This is a genomic window from Ruegeria sp. HKCCA6707 (assembly GCF_013033515.1).
Lineage (GTDB): Bacteria > Pseudomonadota > Alphaproteobacteria > Rhodobacterales > Rhodobacteraceae > Ruegeria.
In genome coordinates, this window is record NZ_WQEG01000005.1 from 207,020 (window position 1) to 231,207 (window position 24,188).

27 protein-coding genes are annotated in these 24,188 nt (G+C 58.6%); 11 read left to right on the forward strand and 16 right to left on the reverse strand.

Annotated elements, in window-relative coordinates:
• Positions 1–9: 9 nt before the first annotated feature.
• Genes GOW40_RS13865 through GOW40_RS13880 form a run of 4 tightly spaced genes read right to left on the reverse strand, consistent with a single transcriptional unit; the run spans position 10 to position 2,915 of the window.
• A complete protein-coding gene (locus tag GOW40_RS13865) occupies positions 10–615 on the reverse strand; it encodes a pyridoxamine 5'-phosphate oxidase family protein (RefSeq protein WP_171130912.1) in 606 nt (201 codons plus the stop codon).
• Positions 602–1,342: a 1-acyl-sn-glycerol-3-phosphate acyltransferase gene (locus tag GOW40_RS13870; RefSeq protein ID WP_171100929.1), complete on the reverse strand. Its 741-nt coding sequence runs from the start codon at positions 1,340–1,342 to the stop codon at positions 602–604. The genes GOW40_RS13865 and GOW40_RS13870 overlap by 14 nt, the downstream gene beginning before the upstream one ends.
• A complete protein-coding gene (locus tag GOW40_RS13875; RefSeq protein WP_171130915.1) occupies positions 1,342–2,241 on the reverse strand; it encodes an ABC transporter permease in 900 nt (299 codons plus the stop codon). Before GOW40_RS13875 ends, GOW40_RS13870 begins: the two co-directional genes overlap by 1 nt.
• Positions 2,238–2,915 (reverse strand): ATP-binding cassette domain-containing protein, encoded by a 678-nt coding sequence (locus tag GOW40_RS13880; protein ID WP_171100925.1) that lies wholly within the window; start codon positions 2,913–2,915, stop codon positions 2,238–2,240. The genes GOW40_RS13875 and GOW40_RS13880 overlap by 4 nt, the downstream gene beginning before the upstream one ends.
• 185 nt (positions 2,916–3,100) lie before the next feature.
• Between GOW40_RS13880 and GOW40_RS13885 the strand changes: the two genes are divergently transcribed.
• Entirely contained in the window at positions 3,101–3,856 is a 756-nt protein-coding gene (locus GOW40_RS13885; protein ID WP_171130917.1) for a zinc-ribbon domain-containing protein, read from the forward strand.
• A 9-nt stretch (positions 3,857–3,865) separates the two neighbouring features.
• Here GOW40_RS13885 and GOW40_RS13890 read toward each other — a convergent pair whose 3' ends face one another.
• The 5 genes from GOW40_RS13890 to argH form a co-directional block, all read right to left on the reverse strand.
• The gene (locus tag GOW40_RS13890) at positions 3,866–6,406 is read right to left on the reverse strand and encodes a TIGR02302 family protein (protein WP_171130919.1); all 2,541 of its coding nucleotides are present in this window, start codon (positions 6,404–6,406) and stop codon (positions 3,866–3,868) included.
• Positions 6,407–6,442: 36 nt separating this feature from the next.
• The gene (gene lysA / locus GOW40_RS13895; RefSeq protein WP_171100918.1) at positions 6,443–7,708 is read right to left on the reverse strand and encodes a diaminopimelate decarboxylase; all 1,266 of its coding nucleotides are present in this window, start codon (positions 7,706–7,708) and stop codon (positions 6,443–6,445) included.
• A 68-nt stretch (positions 7,709–7,776) separates the two neighbouring features.
• Positions 7,777–7,926: a hypothetical protein gene (locus GOW40_RS13900; RefSeq protein WP_171130921.1), complete on the reverse strand. Its 150-nt coding sequence runs from the start codon at positions 7,924–7,926 to the stop codon at positions 7,777–7,779.
• Between the two features lie 22 nt (positions 7,927–7,948).
• Positions 7,949–8,131 (reverse strand): argininosuccinate lyase, encoded by a 183-nt coding sequence (locus GOW40_RS13905; protein ID WP_171100915.1) that lies wholly within the window; start codon positions 8,129–8,131, stop codon positions 7,949–7,951.
• Positions 8,131–9,519 (reverse strand): argininosuccinate lyase, encoded by a 1,389-nt coding sequence (gene argH, locus GOW40_RS13910; protein WP_171130923.1) that lies wholly within the window; start codon positions 9,517–9,519, stop codon positions 8,131–8,133. Before argH ends, GOW40_RS13905 begins: the two co-directional genes overlap by 1 nt.
• Before the next feature lie 21 nt (positions 9,520–9,540).
• On the opposite strand from argH, the gene GOW40_RS13915 reads away from it, so the two are divergent.
• From GOW40_RS13915 to GOW40_RS13945, 7 genes are all read left to right on the forward strand, one after another.
• Positions 9,541–10,107 (forward strand): TlpA disulfide reductase family protein, encoded by a 567-nt coding sequence (locus tag GOW40_RS13915; RefSeq protein WP_171130925.1) that lies wholly within the window; start codon positions 9,541–9,543, stop codon positions 10,105–10,107.
• Between the two features lie 230 nt (positions 10,108–10,337).
• On the forward strand, positions 10,338–10,529 hold the full coding sequence (locus tag GOW40_RS13920; protein ID WP_171130927.1) for a hypothetical protein: 192 nt from the start codon (positions 10,338–10,340) through the stop codon (positions 10,527–10,529).
• A gap of 94 nt (positions 10,530–10,623) precedes the next feature.
• Entirely contained in the window at positions 10,624–11,457 is an 834-nt protein-coding gene (locus GOW40_RS13925) for an EAL domain-containing protein (RefSeq protein WP_171130929.1), read from the forward strand.
• Between the two features lie 193 nt (positions 11,458–11,650).
• Positions 11,651–12,826 carry an acetyl-CoA C-acetyltransferase gene (locus GOW40_RS13930; RefSeq protein ID WP_171100906.1) on the forward strand — a complete coding sequence of 392 codons (1,176 nt, stop codon included), beginning with the start codon at positions 11,651–11,653 and terminating at the stop codon, positions 12,824–12,826.
• A gap of 189 nt (positions 12,827–13,015) precedes the next feature.
• The gene (phbB, locus tag GOW40_RS13935; protein WP_170379024.1) at positions 13,016–13,738 is read left to right on the forward strand and encodes an acetoacetyl-CoA reductase; all 723 of its coding nucleotides are present in this window, start codon (positions 13,016–13,018) and stop codon (positions 13,736–13,738) included.
• Between the two features lie 303 nt (positions 13,739–14,041).
• The gene (locus GOW40_RS13940; RefSeq protein WP_171130931.1) at positions 14,042–14,986 is read left to right on the forward strand and encodes a transcriptional regulator GcvA; all 945 of its coding nucleotides are present in this window, start codon (positions 14,042–14,044) and stop codon (positions 14,984–14,986) included.
• Entirely contained in the window at positions 14,983–15,849 is an 867-nt protein-coding gene (locus GOW40_RS13945; protein ID WP_171130933.1) for a DMT family transporter, read from the forward strand. Before GOW40_RS13940 ends, GOW40_RS13945 begins: the two co-directional genes overlap by 4 nt.
• Here the strand turns inward: GOW40_RS13945 and GOW40_RS13950 are convergent.
• The 3 genes from GOW40_RS13950 to GOW40_RS13960 all read right to left on the reverse strand — a co-directional run bounded on the left by GOW40_RS13950 (position 15,846) and on the right by GOW40_RS13960 (position 17,117).
• On the reverse strand, positions 15,846–16,010 hold the full coding sequence (locus GOW40_RS13950) for a YdcH family protein (protein ID WP_170350663.1): 165 nt from the start codon (positions 16,008–16,010) through the stop codon (positions 15,846–15,848). The two genes, GOW40_RS13945 and GOW40_RS13950, sit on opposite strands and share 4 nt — an antisense overlap.
• A gap of 124 nt (positions 16,011–16,134) precedes the next feature.
• Positions 16,135–16,905, reverse strand: coding sequence for a tRNA1(Val) (adenine(37)-N6)-methyltransferase (locus GOW40_RS13955; protein WP_171231059.1), 771 nt, complete (start codon positions 16,903–16,905; stop codon positions 16,135–16,137).
• Positions 16,902–17,117: a DUF2007 domain-containing protein gene (locus GOW40_RS13960; protein ID WP_170353555.1), complete on the reverse strand. Its 216-nt coding sequence runs from the start codon at positions 17,115–17,117 to the stop codon at positions 16,902–16,904. Before GOW40_RS13960 ends, GOW40_RS13955 begins: the two co-directional genes overlap by 4 nt.
• A gap of 56 nt (positions 17,118–17,173) precedes the next feature.
• Here GOW40_RS13960 and GOW40_RS13965 point away from each other — a divergent pair, with 56 nt between their 5' ends.
• Entirely contained in the window at positions 17,174–18,172 is a 999-nt protein-coding gene (locus GOW40_RS13965) for a polyprenyl synthetase family protein (RefSeq protein ID WP_171130938.1), read from the forward strand.
• Here GOW40_RS13965 and GOW40_RS13970 read toward each other — a convergent pair.
• From GOW40_RS13970 to soxR, 4 genes are all read right to left on the reverse strand, one after another.
• Positions 18,165–18,974, reverse strand: a complete 810-nt coding sequence (locus tag GOW40_RS13970) for a 4-(cytidine 5'-diphospho)-2-C-methyl-D-erythritol kinase (RefSeq protein WP_171130940.1) — start codon at positions 18,972–18,974, stop codon at positions 18,165–18,167. The two genes, GOW40_RS13965 and GOW40_RS13970, sit on opposite strands and share 8 nt — an antisense overlap.
• Complete coding sequence (locus tag GOW40_RS13975) at positions 18,964–20,676, reverse strand: tetratricopeptide repeat protein (RefSeq protein ID WP_171130942.1); 1,713 nt, start codon at positions 20,674–20,676, stop codon at positions 18,964–18,966. The genes GOW40_RS13970 and GOW40_RS13975 overlap by 11 nt, the downstream gene beginning before the upstream one ends.
• Positions 20,677–20,779: 103 nt before the next feature.
• Positions 20,780–22,426 (reverse strand): electron transfer flavoprotein-ubiquinone oxidoreductase, encoded by a 1,647-nt coding sequence (locus tag GOW40_RS13980; protein ID WP_171130944.1) that lies wholly within the window; start codon positions 22,424–22,426, stop codon positions 20,780–20,782.
• 124 nt (positions 22,427–22,550) lie between these two features.
• Positions 22,551–23,018: a redox-sensitive transcriptional activator SoxR gene (gene soxR, locus GOW40_RS13985; RefSeq protein WP_171130946.1), complete on the reverse strand. Its 468-nt coding sequence runs from the start codon at positions 23,016–23,018 to the stop codon at positions 22,551–22,553.
• Between the two features lie 84 nt (positions 23,019–23,102).
• Here soxR and GOW40_RS13990 point away from each other — a divergent pair, with 84 nt between their 5' ends.
• Entirely contained in the window at positions 23,103–23,483 is a 381-nt protein-coding gene (locus tag GOW40_RS13990) for a VOC family protein (protein WP_171130948.1), read from the forward strand.
• Positions 23,484–23,717: 234 nt separating this feature from the next.
• Positions 23,718–24,188, forward strand: coding sequence for a transcription elongation factor GreA (greA, locus tag GOW40_RS13995; protein ID WP_171100886.1), 471 nt, complete (start codon positions 23,718–23,720; stop codon positions 24,186–24,188).

Below are 24,188 nucleotides of genomic sequence, written 5' to 3' on the forward strand. Positions count from 1 at the left end.
TATGGGCACCTACCACATTGTCTTGGCGGCGCGCGGTCCCCAGTCTTTATCATATTGCGCGCCACCCTCTTCCCCGGATGAGGCTTCGGCCAGCAGCTGACCCACGCTGGGCAAGTTTGCGCTTTCATCCTCTGCGGACCAGGTGCCGGAGCGCATCAACGCGCGGGCGCATTGCGAGTAGATCTCGGTGATCGAAATCACGATGACCGTTGCGGGATGTTTTCCGTTCTTGTCAAACCGCGCGCGCAAAGCCTCGTCCGCGGTCACGCGTGCCGATCCGTTCACGCGCACAACATTGTTCGAGCCTGGCACCATAAACATCAATGAAACCCTGGGGTCGCGGACTATATTGCGCAGGCTATCCAACCGGTTGTTCCCGCGCCAATCCGGCAAGGCCAGCGTTTTCGGGTCAAGTTCCAACACAACCGGGCCATCATCGCCCCTGGGACTGCCATCAACGCCTTCCGGTCCTACGGTGCTGAGGACGCACAGCCGTGAGGACATGATCCACTGACGATAGAGCGGCGTCAGATGATCAACGACCTTGCGCAACGACGGCGCCACCGGGGCACCATAAAGAGCGGTCAGCGCCTCGATATCTTCAATGAACTCCATCCGGATCAAACCCCACTTCGCGCATCAAACTGTTCGAGCGTGTCTCGACCATCTCTTCCAAACGTTTCAGGAATAAGTCTTTTGGAACACCGGGCTCGATCGGATCAAGAAAATCGACAATCGCCAGCCCCGGTTTGCGCAGGATCCCGGTGCGCGGCCAGAACACGCCCGCGTTGGTCGCCACGGGGATACAGGGAAACGCAAGACCCTCGTACAGCACCGCCGTGCCCACTTTATATGGCTTCTTTACGCCCGGCGCGACTCGCGTGCCCTGCGGGTAGATCACCAACTGCCCGGGCTCGCTGAACTCTTTGGCCACATCTTTGACCATCTTCGCCACAGCTGCGCCTTTGCGCCCGCGATTGACGGGGATGCAGCCCAAGCGTTTCGCATAAAGACCGATGATCGGTGTCCACAGCAGCTCTCGCTTCATGATGAACTTGCCATGCGGCACCGCGTTGAAGATCATTATGATGTCCAGAAACGACTGGTGCTTGGCCCCCACAACAACTTCGCCGGTTGGAACACTGCCGCGCACTTCGCATCTGATGCCAACCATCCAGCGCGCCATCCACATGGTTGTTCGTGCATAGGTCTTGCAGGCCCGCAACGCGCCTTGTTTGGCAAACAGCGCATAGGGCGCAAAGACGATGCCCAGGATAAGCATCCAGGCATAGATCACGATCATGAAGATCAGTGACCGGATCCATTGAAAGGCCGTGGCCATCACGAAAGCTCCTTCAACTTGCGCCGCGCGGCGGCCCATGTGGCCACAAAGGCAACGGCTGCGCCCAACAGGGGGATCAGAGCGGGCAGCAGCCATCCGATGCCCTGAAAGCCCAGCCCGGTCAGGAAACCACCTGCATCCGAGGCCTCGGGCAGCAACAAAACACCGGACATCCCGAACAGTGTCCCAACCGCAGCCCCAAACAGAGCGCGCAGGGTGAAGCGGCGTACAAAGGCACCTGCGATGAACCGGTCCCGCGCGCCGATCTGACGCAAAACCTCGATGATCTGCGCATTGGCCGCAAGGGAAGCGTTGGCCGCAAGCGTGATCATCGCTGCGGTGGCCCCGCCGATCAGCAGGATCGAGATCCAACCAAGGCGCCTCAGTGACACCGCAGCCTCTACCAAAGGTTCACGCCAACGGGAATGGTCATCCAGCACAGCACCCGGCACCTCCGCACCCAATCGCAGGCGCAATCCGGTGGCGTCCAGGCCCGGCTCTCCCTCGACGATTTCGATCAGCTGCGGCACTGGCAAACTGTCAAGCGGCAGATCAGGCCCGAACCAGGGGGCAAGCAGGGCGACCTGCTCTTCTGTGGTCAGCGCTCGGGCAGACGCCACGCCGGGCGTCTGGCTCAGCACGGCCAAGGCGGCCTCGGTCTGCGCGGCGCGCTGATCTGCCGGCGCGTTGATCCGCAATGTAGCAGCACCTGCCAGTTCCGAGGCCCAACGATCGGCCAATCGGCCAGAGGCCAACGACAGCGCCAGCGCAAAAACCGCCAAAAACGCCATCGCGCCAGAGACGAACAGGGTCAGTTGAGCGGTATAACCGGTGGGCGGCACCACACGGTCGGCGCTGCGGTCGCGTTGCAGCAGGGCGCGCAGGTCATCCTTGATCATAGATCCGCTCCTGCCAGTTGCAGCCCATGCTGCGAAATTCGCAGAACGCGCGCCTGAACCTGACTTTTGGCGGCGCGGATCAGGCTGAGGTCATGGGTGGCGATCAGAACAGTCTTGCCCATCCGGTTCAGTTCGACCAACAGGCGCAGCAACCGCTGCGACATTTCCCAGTCGACATTGCCCGTCGGCTCATCCGCCAGAACGACATCCGGTGACAGGATCACAGCCCGTGCCAAAGCGGCACGCTGGCGTTCACCACCCGACAGCTCGGGCGGGTACGCATCGCGACGCGTGCCAAGGCCAACCCAATCCAAAAGCTCGCCAAGATTTGCATCTTCCGTCTCGGCGGCGCGCCCTGACACCATCAGCGGCAAGGCGACGTTTTCGGCCACGGTCAGGTGGTCCAAAAACCGACAATCCTGATGTACTACGCCGACCCTTCGACGCAACAAGGCCATTTGATCCCGATCCTGCCGGGCGACATCGTCGCCGAAGACAGACAGTCGCCCAGCGCTTGCCTGCAACGCGCCGTAGCAGAGCTTGAGAAAGGTGGTTTTACCAGCGCCGGAGGGGCCCGTTAGAAAATGGAACGAGCCGGGCTGCAATTGCAGCGTAACATCGCTCAGCAACTCACCATCACCATAGCTGTAGCTGAGATTTTCCAGCTCGATCACAGCTGTCCCCTTTATCTTTTATGCACTGTGTCTTGCCCGAGAGTTGCGACGGTTTCAATGCTTCATCGGTTCCATTTTGGATACAGTTGCACCCCCTGATCGAAAACACGCTTTGCGGTAGCCTCGTATCGGAATATAAGTTTTGAAAAAAGGATGACCGGCCAGTAGGCGGGCCAGGAGGCAGAATGCGGATTACATGCCCGAATTGCGGTGCCCAATATGAAGTCCCTGACGAGGTTATTCCCGAGGGCGGGCGCGACGTGCAGTGTTCAAACTGTGAAAAAACGTGGTTTCAGGGAAAGAGCGACGAGGTAGAGGTGCCAGAGGCCGCCGAAGACACGGTCGTGACCCCAAAGCCCGAGCCTGTTCCCGAGCCCGAGGCCGAACCAGCCGCGTCTGAGGCCACTACCGACGTTCCGGCAGAACCCGAACCGGTTGCAGAAGCAAAGCCCGAGACCAAGAAGTCCAGCAATCTGGACCCTTCAATCAGCAGCATTCTGCAGGAAGAAGCCGCGCGCGAGTCGGAGTTGCGAGCCAAAGAAAGTGGAAGCCTGGAAAGCCAGCCGGACTTCGCTCTGGATCCCCCACCGGTTCCAGCGAAAGTGGCGCCAAAACGGCCACCGGCGACTCAGACCGCAAGCGATGCCGGCAAGAAAAAAGAGCTGCCAGATGTCGAAGCGATCAATTCCGGGCTGCGCAGCGCGACGGTCGGCGATCTGAACGACACGCCACCGGTGGCACGCAAATCCAACGGGTTTCTGCGGGGTTTTGCGCTGATTGTCATCATCGGTGTGATCCTGCTGCTGATCTACAGCAACGCCAACCAGATCAGCGAGGCGGTACCGCAAGCGGATCCCGTGTTGCAATCTTATGTATCCATGGTCGATCAGGCCCGTTTGTGGTTGCAAGCGCAATCAGATGCGGGCGCAGCGCAGAACTGACCCTTCGGGTCAGAACCGCTCCAACAGCCGTTTGAGATAGTCTAGCTCGACTTGGGGCCGATCCGTATCGCCGGTACGGCGGCGGATTTCGTCCAGCAACTCGCGGGCGCGGCGATAGACGTCTTCGCCCTGCAACAGATTCTCATCGGTCGAGATTGATCCATTGGCGCCAGCATTCCGGCCCAAGGGGTCACGATTGCTGGCTTGTGCCTCCCCTTCCTGCGTTCCCTGTCCCGGTTGGTTCTGCTGGTTCTGAGCCATCGCCTCGCCCAAGGATCGCATACCTTCCCGCAGCGCTTCCATCGCCTCGGACTGGCGGTCAATCGCTTCGGCCAGATCATCCCCGCGCAAAGCGTCTTCGGCCTGATCCATGGCGCGACCGGCCCGATCCAGCGCATCCCGCGCGGCGTCACCTTCAGGTGTACCACCACCGGGCAGGCCCTGTTGCTGACGGCTCAACTCGTTGCGCAAAGCTTGCTGACGATCCGCCAGCGATTGCTGCTGGCCGGATTGGCCCTCACCTTCGCCATCAGGCGTTCCCTGGCCTTGGCCTTCGTGGCTTTCGCCCCGGCCTGAGCCGCCATTGCGCCCTTCATTGCCCTGACTGTCACCAGCCTGCGCGCCGGGATTGAACTGTTCTTGCAGATCACGAAAAGCCTGATCACTAAGCCCTTGCTGTTCGCGCAGCGTCTCGGCCAGTCCTTCCATGGCCTGCTGGCCCTCGGATTGACCGCCTTGGCCCTGGCCTTGGGTGACCCGCATATTCTCCATCATCTGCTGGAACTCCTCAAGCGCCTGCTGCGCTTCGGCCATACGGCCCTGTTCCATCAGTTCCTGAATGCGATCCATCATGCGTTGCAGATCATCTTGAGACATCTGCATCGATTCACCGTTTTGACCCTGCTGCTGCTCGCCACCCTCACCGTTTTCCTGTGCCAGGCGTTGAAGTTGTTGCAGATAGTCCTGAGTGGCCTCGCGCAGCTCCTGCATCAACTCGGCAATCTCTTCGTCGCTTGCACCATTCTGCATCGCTTCGGTAAGGCGCTCTTGTGCACGACGCATCCGTTCGAGCGCATCCGCAAGCGTGCCATCTTCGATCAGAATCGCCAGATCCCACAACGCTTGCGCTATCTCTTCCTGCTGCTTGTCCTTCAACCCGTATTTGTCGAACGCCTCAAGCCGGCGCAGGGTCACGCGAAGGCGCAAATAAGCGGTCTCGGACCGGAACACGCCATCCGGCAGATGGGACACAGCCCGCAAAACCTGCGACACGCGAAGCGCGTTTTCCTTGGACCACAGCAAGTCACGGCGCTGTTCGATGATCGCTGCTGCAAGCGGGTCAAAGAACCTGCGTGCGGGCAGATCGGTCTGGTAGATCTCGGATGTCACCACCTGCTCTGCAGCGTCCTGCGCAGAGAGCGTGATCTTGACCGGCAAATGCGCCCAGGGATGTTCCGAGAAATCTTCGATCAGGTCTTCGGTGAATTCACTGCGATCTCCGGTGATCGGCATCGGCAGGTCAACGGTAATCAACTCGCGCGGTTCCGGGTCGGTGGCCAGACCATAGCGGCGGTCGACATTGTCCAAATCCAGCTCAATCCGGGCCGTGCCCGAGATCACGCCGTAATCATCCGCCGCATCAAAGGGCAGTTTCATCTGGCCGCCTGCCTCGGCCTCGGCCCGACCCGAAACTGCGATCTGCGGAGCAGTGTCGGCAACGATCTGAACCGCCCATTCCTGAGCAGCAGGACCTTCGATCTTCAACTGGCCCGAGGTTTCGGCCACAAAATCCTGTTCCGGCTCGGTCGCCAGTTCGGCCCCGGTGGGTGATGTCGTCTCGGTCAGTGTATGGGCGCCGATCTCGCCGTAGAACCGCAAAGTGATGCGGCTGCCTTGCGGCACCACCAGCGACGGACCACTTTGATCGGCCAGATAGAGCGTCGGCAATCCGGTATAGCGCGGGGGCTCGACCCAGCCCTCCCATGTCGCTCCCGGCCCGGCCTGTGCCGTACCCGGCGCCATCTCGGCCACGGACCCAATCCGCCAGAATGATCCGAACACCAGACCCACAACCAAGGCCAGCATCGCCGCATAGCGTAGGGCAAACGGGTCGCGCGAGGCGAGCCGAAGGTCAGGCGAAACAGGTTCGGCCTGGGCTGCGCGTGCTGCCATGCGTGCCTGATGGGCCTGCCACAGGGCAACGGAATCTGCGTCCATCGCACCAATCGCCTGATCATCCAGCAGCGCCTGTATAGGACGGCCCGGCAATGTCTCATCCAAACGGATCAAAGCTTCGGCCCGGGACGGTATGTGAACGCGCCGGACCCCGTAAACAGCTGTCACAACCAATGCGACAACCGCCACCACGGCGGCGCCCCAAACGGTTTCGACAGCGACAAGATCGTGCAGGCCCAGCAACAAAGCGGCCATAACCAGCATCAGTACCGAGAAGAACGGCCAAAAGGCGCGCAAAACCTGCTCGGCCAGCAAACCCGCATGGGTCAGCCACAAGGACAGTCTAGGAACGGGCAGCTTCGAGTTGTCGCGCAAGGCGGGCCTCCTGATTGGGCCCGCGCGACCACCGCGTCAAAGCCACGTAGGTATGGTATCGCGGTTTATGATTTCGTCAAAGCTTGGGCGTTCACGAATTACGGCAAATTGATCCCCGTTCACCAAAACTTCGGGGATCAGAGGGCGCGTATTGTATTCGCTGGACATTACCGCGCCATATGCGCCTGCGCTGCGAAAGGCGATCAGATCACCGGATTGCAAGGGCGGCATGTTACGCTGCTTGGCAAAAGTGTCCCCGGATTCGCAAACCGGGCCAACGATGTCATAGGGCTGTGGCTCGACACCGGCCTCAGGTTCCTGAACCGCAATGATGTCGTGATGCGCTTCATACATTGCGGGCCGGATCAAATCGTTCATAGCCCCGTCAATGATCAGAAAATCGCGGCCTTCGCCGGACTTCACATAGATCACCTTGCTGACCATCAAACCAGCATTGCCCGCAATCAGTCGCCCCGGTTCAATCTCGATCTCGCACCCCAAATGTCCAAGCGTTTTCTTGACCATAGCCCCGTATTCAACCGGCAAAGGTGGTGCCTCGTTCGAGCGGGTATAGGGAATGCCCAGCCCGCCACCCAAATCCAAACGGCGGATATTGTGGCCCTCGGCACGCAACTGCGCGGTCAGATCGGCGACTTTGTTATAGGCCAGCTCGAACGGGGCCAGATCGGTCAATTGCGACCCGATATGAACGTCGATCCCGATCACCTCAAGTCCCGGAAGGCTGGCCGCGCGGGCGTAGACCTCGGACGCGCGTGAGATCGGAATACCAAACTTGTTCTCGGATTTACCCGTGGCAATCTTGGCGTGGGTTTTCGCATCCACATCTGGGTTCACCCGCACGGTAATCGGCGCGATTACGCCCAATTCCTGGGCAACCGCATTGATCACTTCCATCTCGGGTTCGGATTCCACGTTGAACTGACGAATTCCACCGGTCAGCGCCGTGCGAATCTCATCTGCCGTTTTACCGACGCCCGAGAAAACGATCTTGTCGCCGGGCACGCCAGCCGCCTTGGCACGCATGTACTCACCGCCCGAGACGACATCCATCCCCGCCCCCACCTGCGCCAACGTCTTCAGGATCGCCTGATTGCTGGCCGCTTTCATCGCATAGCAGACAAGGTGGTCCGTGCCTTCCAGCGCGTCGTCAAACAGCTTGAAATGACGCTGCAACGTCGCTGTCGAATAGACATAGAACGGCGTTCCGACCGCGGCTGCGATCTCGGAAATCGGGACATCCTCGGCGAAAAGCGCGCCGTCGCGGTAGAGAAAATGATCCATAAAGCGCGCTTAGACCAAAAAAGGCCTGTGGATCAATGGAGTCTGGCGGATTTACACGCCGAACAAAGTCAAAAGGACGTTGAGCCACCCACACGCCCATATCCCGAGATCGAGATACCCGAAGACTTGGGCTCGGGCGTCGGCTCGGGGCGCGGCTGAGACGTAGGTTCACAAGCGGCCAAAGCCGCAAGCAGAAGAAACGGGGTCAATAATTTCATGATATCTTCTTTTCTAAAGGCCTCAGAACCCGACAAACAGGCTTATCGGGCCGCGTGTCGCGCCAACGCCAGCCGCCACATAGGTCCCGCTGGAGCCTACGCCAACGCTGGCATTCATTGTCGGTTGCAGCGGTTCACCATCTGCGCCGCAGCCTGCCAACACCGCACAGGTAGCTACCAAGATCGTTGCGCGCAGCAGAGTCATCAGACCATCGCTTTCCATCTTTGAACCTGGGCCCGCACCCGATCCGGTGCGGTGCCACCGTAGGACTGACGCGAGTTTACCGAATTTTCGACCGTAAGAACAGAATAGACATCTTCGGTGATGTCACCATGGACCGATTGCATATCGGCAAGGCTCAGATCAGGCAGGTCACAGCCTTTGTTTTCGGCCATCGCAACCAACGAGCCGGTGACATGGTGCGCATCCCGAAACGGCAGCCCGGGCACACGCACCAGCCAATCGGCCAGGTCCGTCGCGGTTGAAAAGCCTGACCCTGCAGCAGCGGCAAGACTGTTGCGATTGGCAGTCATGTCCTTGACCATGCCTTCCATCGCCGCCAGCGCCAACATCCAGTTGTCGGCGGCATCAAATACCTGCTCTTTGTCTTCCTGCATGTCTTTGGAATAGGCCAAGGGCAGGCCCTTCATCACTATCATCAGCGCAGTATTGGCGCCAAAGATGCGCCCCACCTTGGCCCGGATCAGCTCGGCCGCATCCGGGTTTTTCTTTTGCGGCATGATCGAGGATCCAGTGGAAAAGCGATCAGACAAGGTGACAAAGCGGAACTGGGCCGAGGACCAGATCACCAGCTCTTCGGCAAAGCGCGACAGGTGGACAGCGCAGATTGACGCGGTGGACAGGAATTCCAGCGCGAAATCGCGGTCGCTGACGGCGTCCAACGAGTTGGCGGCAGGTCGATCAAACCCAAGCGCCTTGGCAGTCATATCGCGGTCGATGGGGAATGAGGTTCCGGCCAGCGCCGCAGCACCCAAGGGGGACTCGTTCATCCTGGCGCGCGCATCGCGGACGCGCGACAGATCGCGGCCAAACATCTCGACATAGGCCATCATATGATGCCCCCAAGTGACCGGCTGCGCGGTTTGTAGATGGGTAAAGCCCGGCATCACCCAATCGGCCCCGGCCTCGGCCTGCGCCAAAAGCGCACGGATCAAAGCCAGCAAACCCGTTTCAGCCGCATCCAGCTGATCACGCACCCACAGTTTGAAATCGGTAGCGACCTGATCGTTGCGCGATCGGCCTGTGTGCAAGCGGCCTGCGGGCTCTCCGATAACCTCTTTCAGGCGCGCTTCGACGTTCATGTGGATGTCTTCCAGTGCGGCCGAGAACTGAAACTCACCCTTCTGGATTTCTGACAAAACGGTGAGCAGCCCTTCCCGAATGGCCTCGGCATCACTATCACTAATGACGCCTGTCGCAGCCAGCATGGCGGCATGGGCGCGCGAGCCTGCAATGTCCTGGGCTGCCATCCGCTGATCGAACCCGATCGAGGCGTTGATCGCCTCCATGATCGCGTCTGGACCGGCGGCAAAGCGGCCGCCCCACATCTGGTTCGAGGATTGATCGGTCATGAATGAAAACCCGGAGTTGATATGCGCCTGTTACGTCTGTTCCCCCTTTATATGGCCCTTGCGTTGGGTGCAAACGCAGCTTTGGCAACGGATGCCGAAACGCTGGCACCCTTGCGGGATGGCTCTCTGAAACGGCTGATCTTGCATAGCGAACCCAAAGAGGCCAAGACCATCGAGTTCCAATTGGAAGATGACGGCGGCGTTGGCACGCTGGAAGACTATGCCGGCAAATACGTGCTGGTGAATTTCTGGGCCACTTGGTGTGCACCTTGTCGCAAAGAGATGCCTCAGATTGCCGAGCTGCAAGAGGAATTTGGCGGCGACAAGTTCGAGGTTCTGACCCTGGCCACAGGCCGCAACTCTCCTGCCGGGATCAAGAAATTTTTTGACGACAATGGCATCACGGGCTTACCGCGCCACCAAGACCAAAGCTCGTCCGCCGCGCGTGAATTCGGTGTCGTTGCCCTGCCGATCACTTTGATCCTGAACCCCGAAGGCCAGGAAATTGCACGTTTGATCGGAGACGCGGAATGGAATTCCGACAGCGCCAAAGCGATCATCTCGACCTTGGTGGGCGCCGAAAGCTGACCCCTGCGGTCAACGTGAGACACGGAACCTTCGGGCGCCTGTAACGCCCGAGGGTAGTTTCATTTAGTCGGGCTTGGGCCATTTTATGCCCTGATTTCAAGCTTTCGGCACCAAACCGCTCAAGAAAGCGGCACCTGCGTCGGCAGAACCCAAAGCCGAAGCGACCCATATTGAAACGCCGATATTGGTTGCCACATGGATAACAGAAGACCGAAGCACCCGAGGACCGCATGACCCGTATCACATCCATCTCGACCTATATCGGACTGCTGGGCCTTGTTTTGTCGATGGTTGCCGCTTTGGCAGAAACGGTGTCCCCTGCGGCTTTGCTTTTTGGCTTTGTCCTGATGCTGACCGGTATGTTTGGCGCGATTATCGCCGCTGCGGCCTCGTGGTCCTTTGAGCGCGCCCGATCAAACTGATCGATATTCTGAAACGTCTTAACCGCAGATTCATCTGTTTGCCCTGAAATCATGACCAACAGGGTTTGGCCATGACTGAAGGATCGTCACGGATATGCGGAACAAGAGGCTTGCGGACCTGCCGGAAGGGGCGGACAGCCCGCTGGACGCTGCGGTTTCGGCGCGGGATCGTTCAGCGGTTCAGATGGCGACCGAAGCGGTGAAACACAAGCAATGCAAGCTGGCGTTTCAGCCGGTCATGCAATCGCGCCCACCCCAGGGCGTCGCTTTTTACGAGGGGTTCATCCGCGTGTTGGATGAAACCGGGCGCGCCATTCCCGCGCGTGAGTTCATGCCGCAGGTTGAAAACACACCTGTGGGTCGCGATCTGGATTGCGTCGCGCTGGAAATGGGTATGCGGACTTTGATCCGAAACCCCGGCATCCGCCTGTCGATCAACATGTCCGCCCGTTCGATTGGCTATGCGCGCTGGTCGCGCCTGCTTGAGAAATTTCTCAAACGCGACGCGACACTGGGTGAGCGGTTGATCCTTGAGATCTCGGAAAGCTCGGCGATGCAGGTGCCGGAACTGGTGGTCGATTTCATGGATCGGCTGCAATCGCGGGGCATCGCCTTTGCTTTGGACGATTTTGGCGCCAGCAATTTCAGCTTTCGCCATTTTCGCGAGTTTCTTTTTGACGCGGCCAAGATCGACGGACAGTTCATTCGTGGCATCAGCCGCGACCCCGACAACCAGGCATTGGTGCGCGCACTGATCGCAGTCGCACGCGAGTTTGAGATCTTGGTAACCGCCGAATCGGTCGAAACACCCGAAGATGCCGAATTTCTTGTCGCCAATGGGGTCGACTGCCTTCAGGGGTTTCTGTTTGGCGCACCGACAGTCTCCCCACCCTGGATCGGGAAAACCAAAGAAAAAACCGGAACTTGATGCCCGTTTTCAGTGATCTGCCCAAATCAAACTTACGCTGAGACAAGCTGTCCGTTGCTGCAATTGCAGCATTGGGGTATTTCAGGCAGAGTTGAGCGGGGGAACATGAGGCGCTCTGACTCTGGCAGAGCGAAGCTTTGCAACTTGCGCCGTCAGATTTCCCACAGGACCATGACGGTAAAGGACTGATCAAATGACCAACGTAGTAATCGCATCCGCCGCACGCACAGGCGTCGGCAGCTTTAGCGGTTCGTTTGCGAACACCCCTGCACATGACCTGGGCGCCGCCGTACTCGAAGCGGTTGTCGAGCGCGCCGGGATCGACAAAGGCGAAGTCAGCGAAACCATCATGGGTCAGGTTCTGACCGCGGCTCAGGGCCAGAACCCCGCACGTCAGGCGCATATCAATGCGGGCCTGCCGCAGGAAAGCGCGGCCTGGGGCATCAACCAGGTCTGCGGCTCGGGCCTGCGCGCTGTTGCGCTGGGTGCGCAGCATATCCAACTCGGGGATGCTGACATCGTGGCCGCCGGTGGCCAGGAAAACATGACCCTTTCGCCCCACGCTGCCGCTCTGCGCGCCGGTCACAAGATGGGCGACATGAAATACATCGACACGATGATCCGTGACGGCCTGTGGGACGCATTCAACGGCTACCACATGGGCCAGACTGCCGAAAACGTTGCCGAGAAATGGCAGATCAGCCGCGATATGCAGGACGAATTCGCCGTTGCCTCGCAGAACAAGGCAGAAGCCGCGCAGAAGGCCGGTAAATTCGACGACGAGATCGTGCCCTTCACCATCAAGACCCGCAAGGGCGACATCGTGATGGACAAGGACGAATACATCCGCCACGGCGCGACCATCGAAGCCATGGGCAAACTGCGCCCAGCCTTCACCAAAGAGGGTTCGGTTACGGCCGCCAACGCGTCAGGCCTGAATGATGGCGCGGCCGCGACGCTGCTAATGTCGGCTGAAAACGCTGAAAAACGCGGGATCGAGCCTCTGGCCCGGATTGCATCGTACGCAACGGCTGGTCTGGACCCGTCTATCATGGGTGTTGGCCCGATCTATGCGTCCCGCAAGGCACTTGAGAAAGCGGGCTGGTCGGTTGACGACCTGGACCTGGTTGAAGCCAACGAAGCTTTCGCCGCGCAAGCCTGTGCCGTCAACAAGGACATGGGCTGGGACCCTTCGATCGTAAACGTCAACGGTGGCGCCATCGCCATTGGTCACCCAATCGGAGCCTCCGGTTGCCGCGTTCTGAACACGTTGCTGTTCGAAATGAAGCGCCGCGATGCCAAAAAGGGTCTGGCCACCCTCTGCATCGGTGGCGGCATGGGCGTTGCGCTCTGCGTGGAGCGCGACTAAGTGCCTTGACATCTAAATAGAAAAGGGCGTCCACTGGACGCCCTTTTTTGTTACAATCGAGCATTACCCAAACAGATGCGACAATATCGCCGGACAGAAAGAGACAATCGATCGCGAAACGATATTGCGAAATACATACTCTCAGAGTAACAGAATTACCCAAGACGACCAAAATTGGAGGAGTCATCAATGGCACGTACAGCACTCGTTACCGGCGGATCTCGCGGCATCGGCGCAGCAATTTCCAAGGCGCTCAAGGCCGAAGGATACAACGTTGCGGCGACCTATGCGGGGAACGATGAAGCGGCGGCGAAGTTCACCGAAGAAACCGGCATTGCCACGTATAAATGGAACGTTGCCGATTATGACGAATCCAAAGCGGGTATCGAAAAAGTAGAGGCCGAGGTTGGCCCGATTGATATCGTCGTCGCCAATGCCGGTATCACGCGTGACGCGCCATTTCACAAGATGACACCCGAGCAGTGGCATCAGGTGATCGACACCAACCTGACCGGTGTGTTCAACACCGTCCACCCTGTGTGGCCCGGCATGCGCGAGCGCAAGTTCGGGCGGGTGATCGTCATCAGCTCGATCAACGGCCAGAAAGGCCAGTTCGCTCAGGTGAACTATGCTGCGACCAAAGCGGGTGATCTGGGCATCGTAAAATCACTGGCACAAGAAGGCGCACGCGCAGGCATCACCGCCAACGCAATCTGCCCCGGCTATATCGCCACCGAGATGGTGATGGCGGTGCCGGAAAAGGTACGCGAATCCATCATTGGCCAAATCCCCGCGGGTCGTCTGGGTGAACCGGAAGAGATTGCGCGCTGTGTGGCTTTCCTGGCCTCGGATGATTCCCAGTTCATCAACGGTTCGACGATTTCGGCGAACGGTGCACAGTTCTTTGTCTAAGCCAAGCCGAGCTTGAAACGAATTGGGCCGGCCCCAAACAGGCCGGCCCTTTTGCATCCCGTAAGAACGCGCGCGCTGCGTTCAGTGGAAACTAAATACTTTCTTCAGCATCGCAATAATTGCCGTGCCCCGTGCTTCATGTGCGCGGTGAAAGGCGCGGCGGGCGGCTGGATTTGTGGTCATCTCGATCATCTTCGCGGTCCTTTCAGAACAGTTTCATTTGACTTGATCTGAATATGACCCTTAATTTCGAAAGCGACAAACGAGTAATTCTCGCATTTCAGTTAAGAAAAATTTGACCGCATGCCAGACAGTTTACCCCCGCTCACAGCCCTACGCGCCTTTGACGCTGCCGCCCGGCACATGTCTTTCGCCAAGGCCGCCGACGAGTTGCACGTGACCCCTGCTGCGCTGTCTTTTCAGATAAAATCGCTTGAGGAGCATTTAGGCCGCCCCCTGTTTCGCCGCCTGAACCGAGCCGTCGAGCTGACCGAAGCCGGTCGAACCCTTGCACCCGGTGCAGCAGATGGGTTCGCTACTCTTCAGGCCGCATGGCAAGCGGTACGCCGACAAGGAGACGATACCAGCCTGACCGTGACAGCCGGACCCGCCCTGACCGCCAAGTGGCTTGCTCCGCGCCTCTACGAATTCGCACGCGCACATCCGGAAATCGATTTGAAGTTCTCGGCGACTTTGCGAAACATGGACCTTGAACGGGATGACGTCGATGTTGCCATCCGGTTTGGCTATGGGCCTGACGAAGAGCTCTATTCTCTGCCGGTTCGCAAAGAGTGGCTGACCCCGGTGATGACCCCCGAACTGGCCGAGCAGTATCCAACAGTTGAAAGCTTACAAAAAGCACCGCTGATCCACGACGATTCGATCGCATTTCTGAAACCCCCCGCAAACTGGGCGACATGGTTCCGCTCGGTGGGCGTAGATTTTGAGCCCAAACACGGCGCCAGTTTCTCACATGCCGATCACACAATTGACGCGGCGGTGGCCGGTATGGGGGTCGCGCTTGGGCGACGTTCGATGATCATCAAGGACCTGACCGAAGGGCTGTTGGTCGCCCCTTTCAAAGTTGCGATCGAAACACAGGGGCGATTTCGCTTTCTCTGTCTGCCAGGTGCCGAGAAACGACCTCAGATCGCAGCATTCAGGGATTGGTTTGTCGCAGAGATCGAAAAGACCGCACATATCTCGGACGCGTTTCAGATCATCCCGGTCGAGGACATTGCCGCATGACTCGATCCCGCGCGACCAGTATCGGTTTTGTTGCCGTACTTCTGTGGTCTCTGCTTGCCCTGTTTACAGTTGGGTCAGCACCAACCCCGCCTTTGTTGCTGAACGCGATCTGCTTCAGTCTTGGTGGGACGTTGGGGCTGATCTGGACATGGCGTACGGGCGGCATCGCGCAGCTGCGTACGGTCCGGTGGCCCATCTACATGTTCGGAACAGTCGGACTGTTTGGCTATCACGCGCTGTATTTCTCGGCGCTGCGGATGGCGCCAGCGGCCGAGGCCGGGCTAATTGCCTACCTCTGGCCGCTGCTGATCGTTTTGCTTTCGGGTCTGCTGCCAGGTGAGCATCTGCGCGCAGGACACCTGATTGGCGCCTGTCTGGGCTTTGCGGGGGCTGCACTGATCATCTTGGGTGGAGGTGGAGCAGGCTTTCAATCGGATCACCTGCCCGGCTATGGCCTGGCCCTGCTGTGCGCTTTGACATGGTCGGGCTATTCCGTTTTGTCCCGCCGTTTGGGCGATACGCCCACAAATTCTGTCGCAGTGTTTTGCGTGCTAACTGCTATTGCCTCTTGGATATTGCATTTCACGCTTGAGGACACGATCTGGCCCGACACGGCCGTCAGCTGGGCCTCTGTTCTTGCTCTTGGGCTCGGACCGGTTGGGCTGGCGTTTTACGTCTGGGATATCGGGGTCAAACAGGGCGACATTCAGATGCTTGGAACCAGCTCTTATGCTGCGCCGCTATTGTCGACTCTGGTTCTGATCCTGGCCGGGATCGCCGCCCCAACCTGGGGTCTGGCGATCGCGGCGGTTTTGATTACCGGTGGCGCGGTACTTGCAGCCCGCGCCAGCTTTGCGAATTAGGCCGACAGGCGCTCGATCTCTTCTTTCAGTTTCAATTTCTGCTTTTTGAGCTGGGCGATGTGGAGATCGTCGATGCCTGGCGAGCGCTGAGCTTGTTCTACTTCAAGACCGAGAGTTTCGTGTTTTTTCTTCAGTTCCGTCAGATGTGCGCTAACGCTCATGGCGATCCTCCTTGGTGGGTATACAAATAGTACGTGTGAAGTTGACCACATCAATTCAACCCTGTCACGCCGCAGCTGCACAGAATCTGTCACAAATCCTAGGAATTCGGCTGATCAATGCCGACTAGGGATCAAACCCGGCCAAGCTTGCACCGTTGCGCAGCACCGCGCTCAGTTCGGGGGCATAACTATCACCGTCCCGCTCGTGCCGAACGCCTTGATGCAGAATCACCGGTGGATGCAGCTTGAAAGCGGCCCGCCTGCCCTTGCGCGCGCGCAGGATCACAAGTTCGGCATCGCGACCAACCCGCGCCGCCAGAGGCAGCACCTCGACCGAGCCCAGATGGCCCGTGCAGGCCACCAGCATGTCCGGAAGCCGGTCAGCTTTCTGGATCATGCTTAAATAGCCTTTTGGGGCCAGCCGTTTTGCCGCGACCTCAACCCATAGGGCAAGCGGCGTCTGTTCGCCCAAAGCGATGCTTCGCCCGGTGTCTCGCGCTGTGCTGTGCGCGCCTGGTTTGTAATAGGGCGGGTTTGCAATCACGTGATCGAATTGCCTTTGCCGCAGATCGGCGGGCATTGCTGTCAGGTCTGCCTGGACAACATCCAGATCAACCGCATTCTCTTGCGCATTCCTGCGCGCCAAATGCGCGTATTCTTCCTGCAATTCGACCCCGGTGAGCTGCAATCCGGGCACCCGCGCCGACAGGCAAAAACTGGCCGCTCCCGCGCCGCAGCCAAGCTCCAGCACCGACTGCCCCGGTGACGCGGGGACCGATGCGGCCAGAAGAACAGGATCAACTCCGGCACGATAACCTGCCTTGGGTTGCCACAGCCGAACACGACCACCCAGAAAGTCATTGCATGTCAGGTCGCTGTCATCACGCGCAGTCATCGACCCAAAGGTATGTCATTGTCGTGCATCACACGTTCTGCCCGGGTCAGATCATCGGCACGCACCATCAGCCGGCGAGGGAAGATTCCAATGCCGCCTTCGAGGATGCTCATATTTACGTCCATCTGAAAGCAGTCTATATCCTCGCCCTCAAGGAGAGCGGATGCAAAAGCCAGAATTGTTGGATCGGTGCTGCGCAAAAGTTCTTTCATGGGGATGGATGTAAGGGCAAGGCAAGGCGGAAGTCGAGCCTTGTATCAGGAGTGTGATGAATATCAGCACGATCTCGAAACCGCATGAGCGACTGGCCGGAATTCTGACCGAGGAAATGGCGGCGGTAAATGTATTGATCCGCACGCGGATGGCCTCGGATCACGCCCCGCGCATTCCCGAAGTGACAGCACATCTGGTCGAGGCTGGTGGCAAGCGGCTGCGTCCGATGCTCACTTTGGCAGCGGCCAACCTTTTTGGTTATGCCGGCGACCACCATGTGCGGCTGGCGGCGACGGTTGAGTTTATTCACACAGCCACGTTGCTGCACGACGATGTAGTGGACGAAAGCGGTCAGCGCCGCGGTCGGCCTACAGCGAACCTGCTCTGGGACAACAAATCCAGCGTGTTGGTGGGTGACTACCTGTTTTCGCGCAGTTTTCAGTTGATGGTCGAAACCGGATCCCTGCGGGTTCTGGACATTCTCTCCAACGCATCGGCCACCATTGCCGAAGGCGAAGTGCTACAGATGACCGCCGCGACGGATCTGCGCACGGATGAATCGGTTTATCTGCAAGTTGTGCGCGGCAAGACCGCGGCCCTGTTTTCTGCGGCCACCGAAGTGGGGGCGGTGATTGCCGGGGCATCGGACGCGCAGGTTCAGGCCCTATTTGATTATGGCGATGCATTGGGTATCGCGTTCCAGATTGCCGACGACCTGCTGGATTATCAGGGCGACAGCAAGGCGACGGGCAAAAACGTTGGCGATGATTTCCGTGAACGCAAATTGACTTTGCCGGTGATCAAAGCCGTCGCACAGGCCACACCTGAAGAACGCGCTTTCTGGCAACGCACTATCGAGAAGGGCCGCCAGGAAGATGGCGATCTGGATCACGCTCTGGCGCTGATGCACAAATACGGCACGTTGGACGCCACCCGCACCGACGCATTTGGATGGGCAACAAAGGCCAAAGCTGCGCTGGAAGGCCTGCCCGATCACGAATTGCGCAACCTGCTGCGCGACCTGGCCGATTACGTGGTCTCGCGCCTTAACTGAGCGTTGTCGCCCGCACCCACCAGTCCGGCTGGGCCGCGCCGATCTCATAGGCCGCAAAATGCGCCGCTTTCATCGTCGGATAGAGTGCAAAGCAGGTCGAACCCGACCCCGACATGCGGGCCAGCAAAACATCGCGGGTGTCGCCCAGCGCGTCCAGCACATCGATGATCTGCGGCGCAACCGAGCACGCCGGGATTTGTAGATCATTGCGTTGGGTGCTCAGCCATTCGGCGCAGGCGGTGACACTGTCGAAAACGCCTATGTCGGCTGGCATCGCCGGGTTATCCTTGCGATCCAGCGCCTGAAAAACCGGCCCGGTGGGCACCGAAATACCGGGGTTGACCAGCAGCGCTGGCAAAGGCGGCAAGACGGCTGGGCTCAGGTCCTCTCCGATACCCTGCATCCGCGTGGCCTTGCCCCGACCACAGACCGGAACATCGGCACCCAGTGACAGCGCCACAGCGGCATCTGCGCTCCCAAATGCCCGCAAGGTTGCCGCCGCATCCGAAGAACCACCCCCGATGCCGCCACCATGCGGCAGAGCCTTATTCAGGGTAATTTGCCCCGTCCAATCCATTGCCTGCGCAGCACGCCACACAAGGTTGCGATCGTCGGTCGGAACGCCTTGGGCAAACTCACCGCTGACCTCGATCGACAGCACTGGACCAGGGTGAAAGGTCAAGTGATCCCCAACATCGGCAAAAACAACCAAAGAATCCAACAGGTGATACCCGTCCGAGCGCTGGCCGGTCACATGCAGTGTCAGGTTGATCTTGGCCGGCGCGAAGGCCTCAGCCGTCATTGGCTACTTTCAACGGGTCAGCGCCTTCTTCTTCCAGAACCACGTCCAGACCAACCTCTAGCTTGCGCCGAATGCGGTCCGGGTCGGCCTCGCCATCGCTGTCTTCGGGGTCAATGAAGGACAAGGCGCGCTTCCATTGGAATTCAGCCTCGCGATAGCGGCCAACCGCCCAATAGACATCGCCCAAATGGTCATGCACCACCGGATCAACGGCCATCAACTCGGCCGCGCGTTCCATATGTTCGACCGCTTCATCATAGCGTCCAAGACGGAACAAGACCCATCCCAAACTGTCTACGATATACCCGCTGTCTGGTCGTGCCGCGACCGCGCGTTCGATCATGTCCAGCGCCTCATCCAGCTTTTCCCGCCGCTCCACAAGAGAATATCCCAGGTAATTCAGCACCTGCGGCTGATCCGGGTTCAGTTCAAGCGCTTTGCGAAAATCGGCCTCGGCCTTGTCCCAGTCTTTGAGACGCTCATGGGATATCCCGCGCGCATAGTGCAAGAACCAGCTCGCATCGGCCCCTTGCGCCGTCAGATCAATCGCCGTGTCGTATGAGGTGACAGCTGCGGCATAGTTTTCCTGTTGCCGCTGCAAATCTGCCAGAGCCACATGCACGGCAGGCAAACCCGGCTGTTGAACAGCAAGGCTTTCCAGAACTTCGACCGCAGCATCCTCTTTGCCAGACCGGCGCAGAACTTCAGCCCGACCAAGCTCGGCCACGTGGTAATCCAGACTGTCGACAGGAACCTGTCGATAGGCCTCGACCGCCAGGTCAAACTGACCCAGATTTTCCAGCAACTCGGCGCTCATTAAAACAGCATCAATATGATCGGGACGCAGGTAGCTGGCGATGCGGGCATAAAGCAGAACATAGTCCTGCGCCGCCTCGTTGTTCAACGCTGCACCGACCGAATGGAATACTTCGGCTACGCCATCCTTGACGTTGCCAACATGGGTGAACGGAAGCGTTTCGCCCGCTGAAAGCCGCGCCTTGTAGTCATCGATAAATGGGTCGCTCCCTGCCGAAAATACGTCTTCGATGAATTGCAACGCGTCATCGTTACGATCCAATTGCGAAAGCACTTCGACCCGAGAAAGCGCGGCCCGGCGCGACAGACGCGACGCTGCTGCATCGCCCTCAGAGAACACTTCTTCTGCGCCCTCAAAGTCCCCGACCGAGGCCAGCGCAAGAGCCTTATGGTACATCGCGAACGAGCGCAGACCCTCTTGCTCGGCAACGGTATCGAACTGCTCCATCGCCTTGGTCATAGCGCCCTGACCGATCTGCACCCAGGCAATCATCAAGCCATCAACCAGCGGACCAATGCCTTGGCTTTCCGGATCAAGCGCTAGAAACTCCTCGAATTGCTCGTTTGCGATCATCGTGGCCGCGATGGTCATATTCGCAGCCTGCGCCTGCCCATCATATTCGGCCACCGTCTCAGCGATGGGCAATGCGCCCTCGATATTGCCCAGCGCAATCCGCGCCAACAACACGCTTTCCAGAAGTCGGCGATCTTCGGGGTTTGAACGTAAAGCGCGCGAATAGTAACGCTCAGCCGCTTTGTAGTCGCTTTCATAGATCGCTTGCCGACCGGCAAGATAAGAGCCCGCGCCGACATCCGCTAAACCAGGAAGCGCAACAGAAGAAGAAAGAACCACAGCAAGCGCTGTGCGACGGATCAAGGAAAACACCGGAAAACTGCCTTGTTGCCTATTATCAGGAACAAGCTAGGGCCTCTGACCTCCAGAGGCAATGGCCGGACCATCACGACCCCGCCATTGTCTGCATTTCTGCCTACATATTGGGGTAGTTCGGCCCGTCGCCGCCTTGTGGCGTTGTCCAGGTGATATTCTGGCTGGGATCCTTGATGTCACATGTTTTGCAGTGCACGCAATTCTGAAAGTTGATGACAAAACGCGGCCCGTTTTCGTCCTCGACCACCTCATAGACGCCTGCCGGGCAATAACGCTGCGCTGGCTCGTCGAACTCGGGCAGGTTCACCTTGACCGGGATATCCGGGTCGGCCAGCCGCAAGTGACACGGCTGGCTTTCCTCATGGTTGGTCGCCGCGAAGGATACGTTGGTCAGACGGTCGAATGACAGCACTCCATCGGGCTTGGGATAATCGATAGGCTGATGCTTGCTGGCATCTTCGGTCGATTCAGCATCGTTTTTGCCGTGACCCAGGGTGCCCAGCAGCGAAAAGCCAAGCGTGTTGGTCCACATGTCCATTCCACCCAGCGCAAGACTGGCAGTCAGACCGTATTTCGACCACAGCGGCTTGACGTTGCGCACTTTCTTCAGATCGCTGCCGATCGCGCCGTCCCGCACGTTGGTCTCATAGGCGGTCAGCTCGTCGCCCGAGCGTTCAGCTTTTATCGCGTCATAAGCGGCCTCGGCCGCGGCCTTGCCAGACAGCATCGCATTGTGGTTGCCCTTGATACGCGGCACGTTCACCATACCCGCCGAACAGCCCAACAAAGCCACGCCCGGAGCCACCAGCTTGGGCATCGACTGATACCCACCCTCGGTGATCGCTCGGGCACCATAGGCCACGCGTTTGCCGCCTTTCAAAAGCTCAGCCACCATCGGATGATGCTTGAAGCGCTGGAATTCCATATAGGGGTAGAGATAGGGGTTCTTGTAGTTCAGATGCACCACGAACCCGACATAGACCTGATTGTTTTCAAGATGATAGATGAAAGATCCGCCACCTGCATTGCTGCCCAGCGGCCAGCCCATGGTGTGGGTGACCGAACCTTCCTTGTGCTTGTCGGGGTCGATCTCCCAGATCTCTTTCATGCCAACGCCGTATTTCTGCGGCTCTTTCCCGGCTGACAGATCGTATTTGGCAATGACCTCTTTGGACAGCGATCCGCGCACACCTTCGGACAGGAACACATACTTGCCGTGCAGCTCCATCCCGGGCTCGGTATTGGGGCCATACGATCCGTCGGGCTCCAGGCCAAACACACCGGCCACAACGCCTTTGACTTCGCCATTGTCGCCAAAGACCAGCTCGGAACAGGCCATGCCTGGGAATATTTCGACGCCCAGCGCTTCGGCTTGCTCGGCCATCCAGCGGCAAACATTGCCCATCGAGACGATGTAGTTGCCATGGTTGTTCATCAACGGCGGCATGGGCGCGTTTGGGATGCGCAGCTGACCCGCTTCGCCCAGCATGTAGAAGTTGTCATCCTTGACCGGAACGTTCAGCGGTGCGCCTTTTTCTTTCCAATCGGGGATCAACGCATCCAGACCACAGGGATCAAGCACCGCACCCGACAGGATATGTGCGCCGACTTCCGACCCTTTTTCCAGAACCACGACATTCAGGTCAGCATCCAGCTGTTTCAAACGGATGGCCGCAGACAGACCCGCGGGGCCTGAACCCACGATCACCACGTCATATTCCATCGCTTCGCGTTCAATCTCGGCCATCGCGGGCTCCTTCGCTAACTTTCCGAATTGACGCTTTTCGCGTTCCGTCGGCGCAATTTTGTTTCACGGGTGATTACATGGTCGGAAAGACGTTGGTCAATCGAAACACGGCGTAACGGCGCCTCTAATCGTCACTTCTGCTTTCCGGTGCATCGCCCATCAGGTATCTGGGGCCGCTGCCATGGGATTTGGCGCGATCATCGGGGTTGTAAAGCGCGCATTTGGGCAAGCTGAGACAGCCACACCCGATGCAGCCATCCAAATTGTCGCGCAGCCGGATCAGCGTATCGATTCGCGCGTCCAGATGCGCGCGCAAACCAACGCTGATTTTCTTCCAATCCTGCGGTGTTGGCGTGCGATTGCCCGGCAAGCCGGACAGGACCTCGCGGATTTCCGGCAAGGTCAGACCGAACTGCTGCGCGATCATGACGAAACTCAACCGCCGAATATCCGCACGCTGATACCTGCGTTGACCACCCGCATTGCGCCAAGGGGCAATCAAGCCCTGTGCCTCGTAATAGCGGATAGCCGAAACTGCCAATCCGGTTCGACGCGCCAACGCGCCAATTGCAAGCCCTTCGGAAGCTGCCATGAGACCTCGCAAGAATTTCCTTGACCTAAAGTTAGGTTTAGAAATTATCGTGAGTCGGGACAAGCCCTAATTGAAGGAGATCCCATGATGGCAACGCTTGAACACACCAACATCACAGTCCGCGACCCGCAGGCAACCGCAGCTTGGATGCAGGATGTCTTTGGCTGGAAAACCCGCTGGGAAGGCCCCGCGATATCGGGCGGATTCACGGTTCATGTGGGTGGGCCCCACACCTATCTGGCGCTTTATTCGCCCGACAGTCCCAAACCATCCAACGAAAGCAGCTATGACGTTGTCGGCGGGCTGAACCATGTGGGTGTTCTGGTTGAGGATCTGGATGCTGCAGAAGCAAGCGTGCGCAAAGCCGGATTCGAACCTCATAACCATGCCGATTATGAACCGGGTCGTCGGTTCTACTTCCGTGATGACAATGGGATCGAGTTTGAGTTGGTGCAATATGATTGAGATGCTCTGGCTAACCACCCCCTCTGATCGATGGAGCAAAGGCCCCCGCAAAGACATGAACCGCCGGCGTGGCGAAACCCGCTCCAAACGGCGCAAAGTCGCGAATTTACCGGCGGGGGGCGTCTGAACCCTTGCAATTCCCATTTCATTTGGGTCAGGTATTCTTCAACCAACACTTCGCCCCGACGCTTTTGTGCGGCGGGGCGACTCAATTTTACGTGGACGTTAATCAGTATGGAAAAGATCCCAATGACGCCTGCGGGCTTTGGCGCGCTAGAAGCAGAGCTGAAGAACCTGAAATCGGTCGAACGCCCGGCCATCATCGCCGCCATCGCCTCGGCGCGAGAGCTTGGTGATCTGAAAGAAAACGCCGAATACCACTCTGCCCGCGAAAAGCAGGGCTTTATCGAAGGCCGCATCAAAGAACTCGAAGGCATTCTGTCACTGGCTGATGTCATCGACCCCAGCAAGCTGTCCGGCTCTGTCAAGTTTGGCGCCAAGGTCACGCTGGTCGATGAAGACACCGATGAAGAAAAGACCTGGCAGATCGTCGGAGAATACGAAGCCAATATCGAAAAGGGCTTGTTGAACATTAAATCGCCAATTGCCCGCGCGCTGATTGGCAAGGACGAAGGCGACAGTGTCGAGGTTCGAACTCCGGGTGGGGTCCGGTCCTATGAAATTCTGAGTGTCGATTACGCCTGA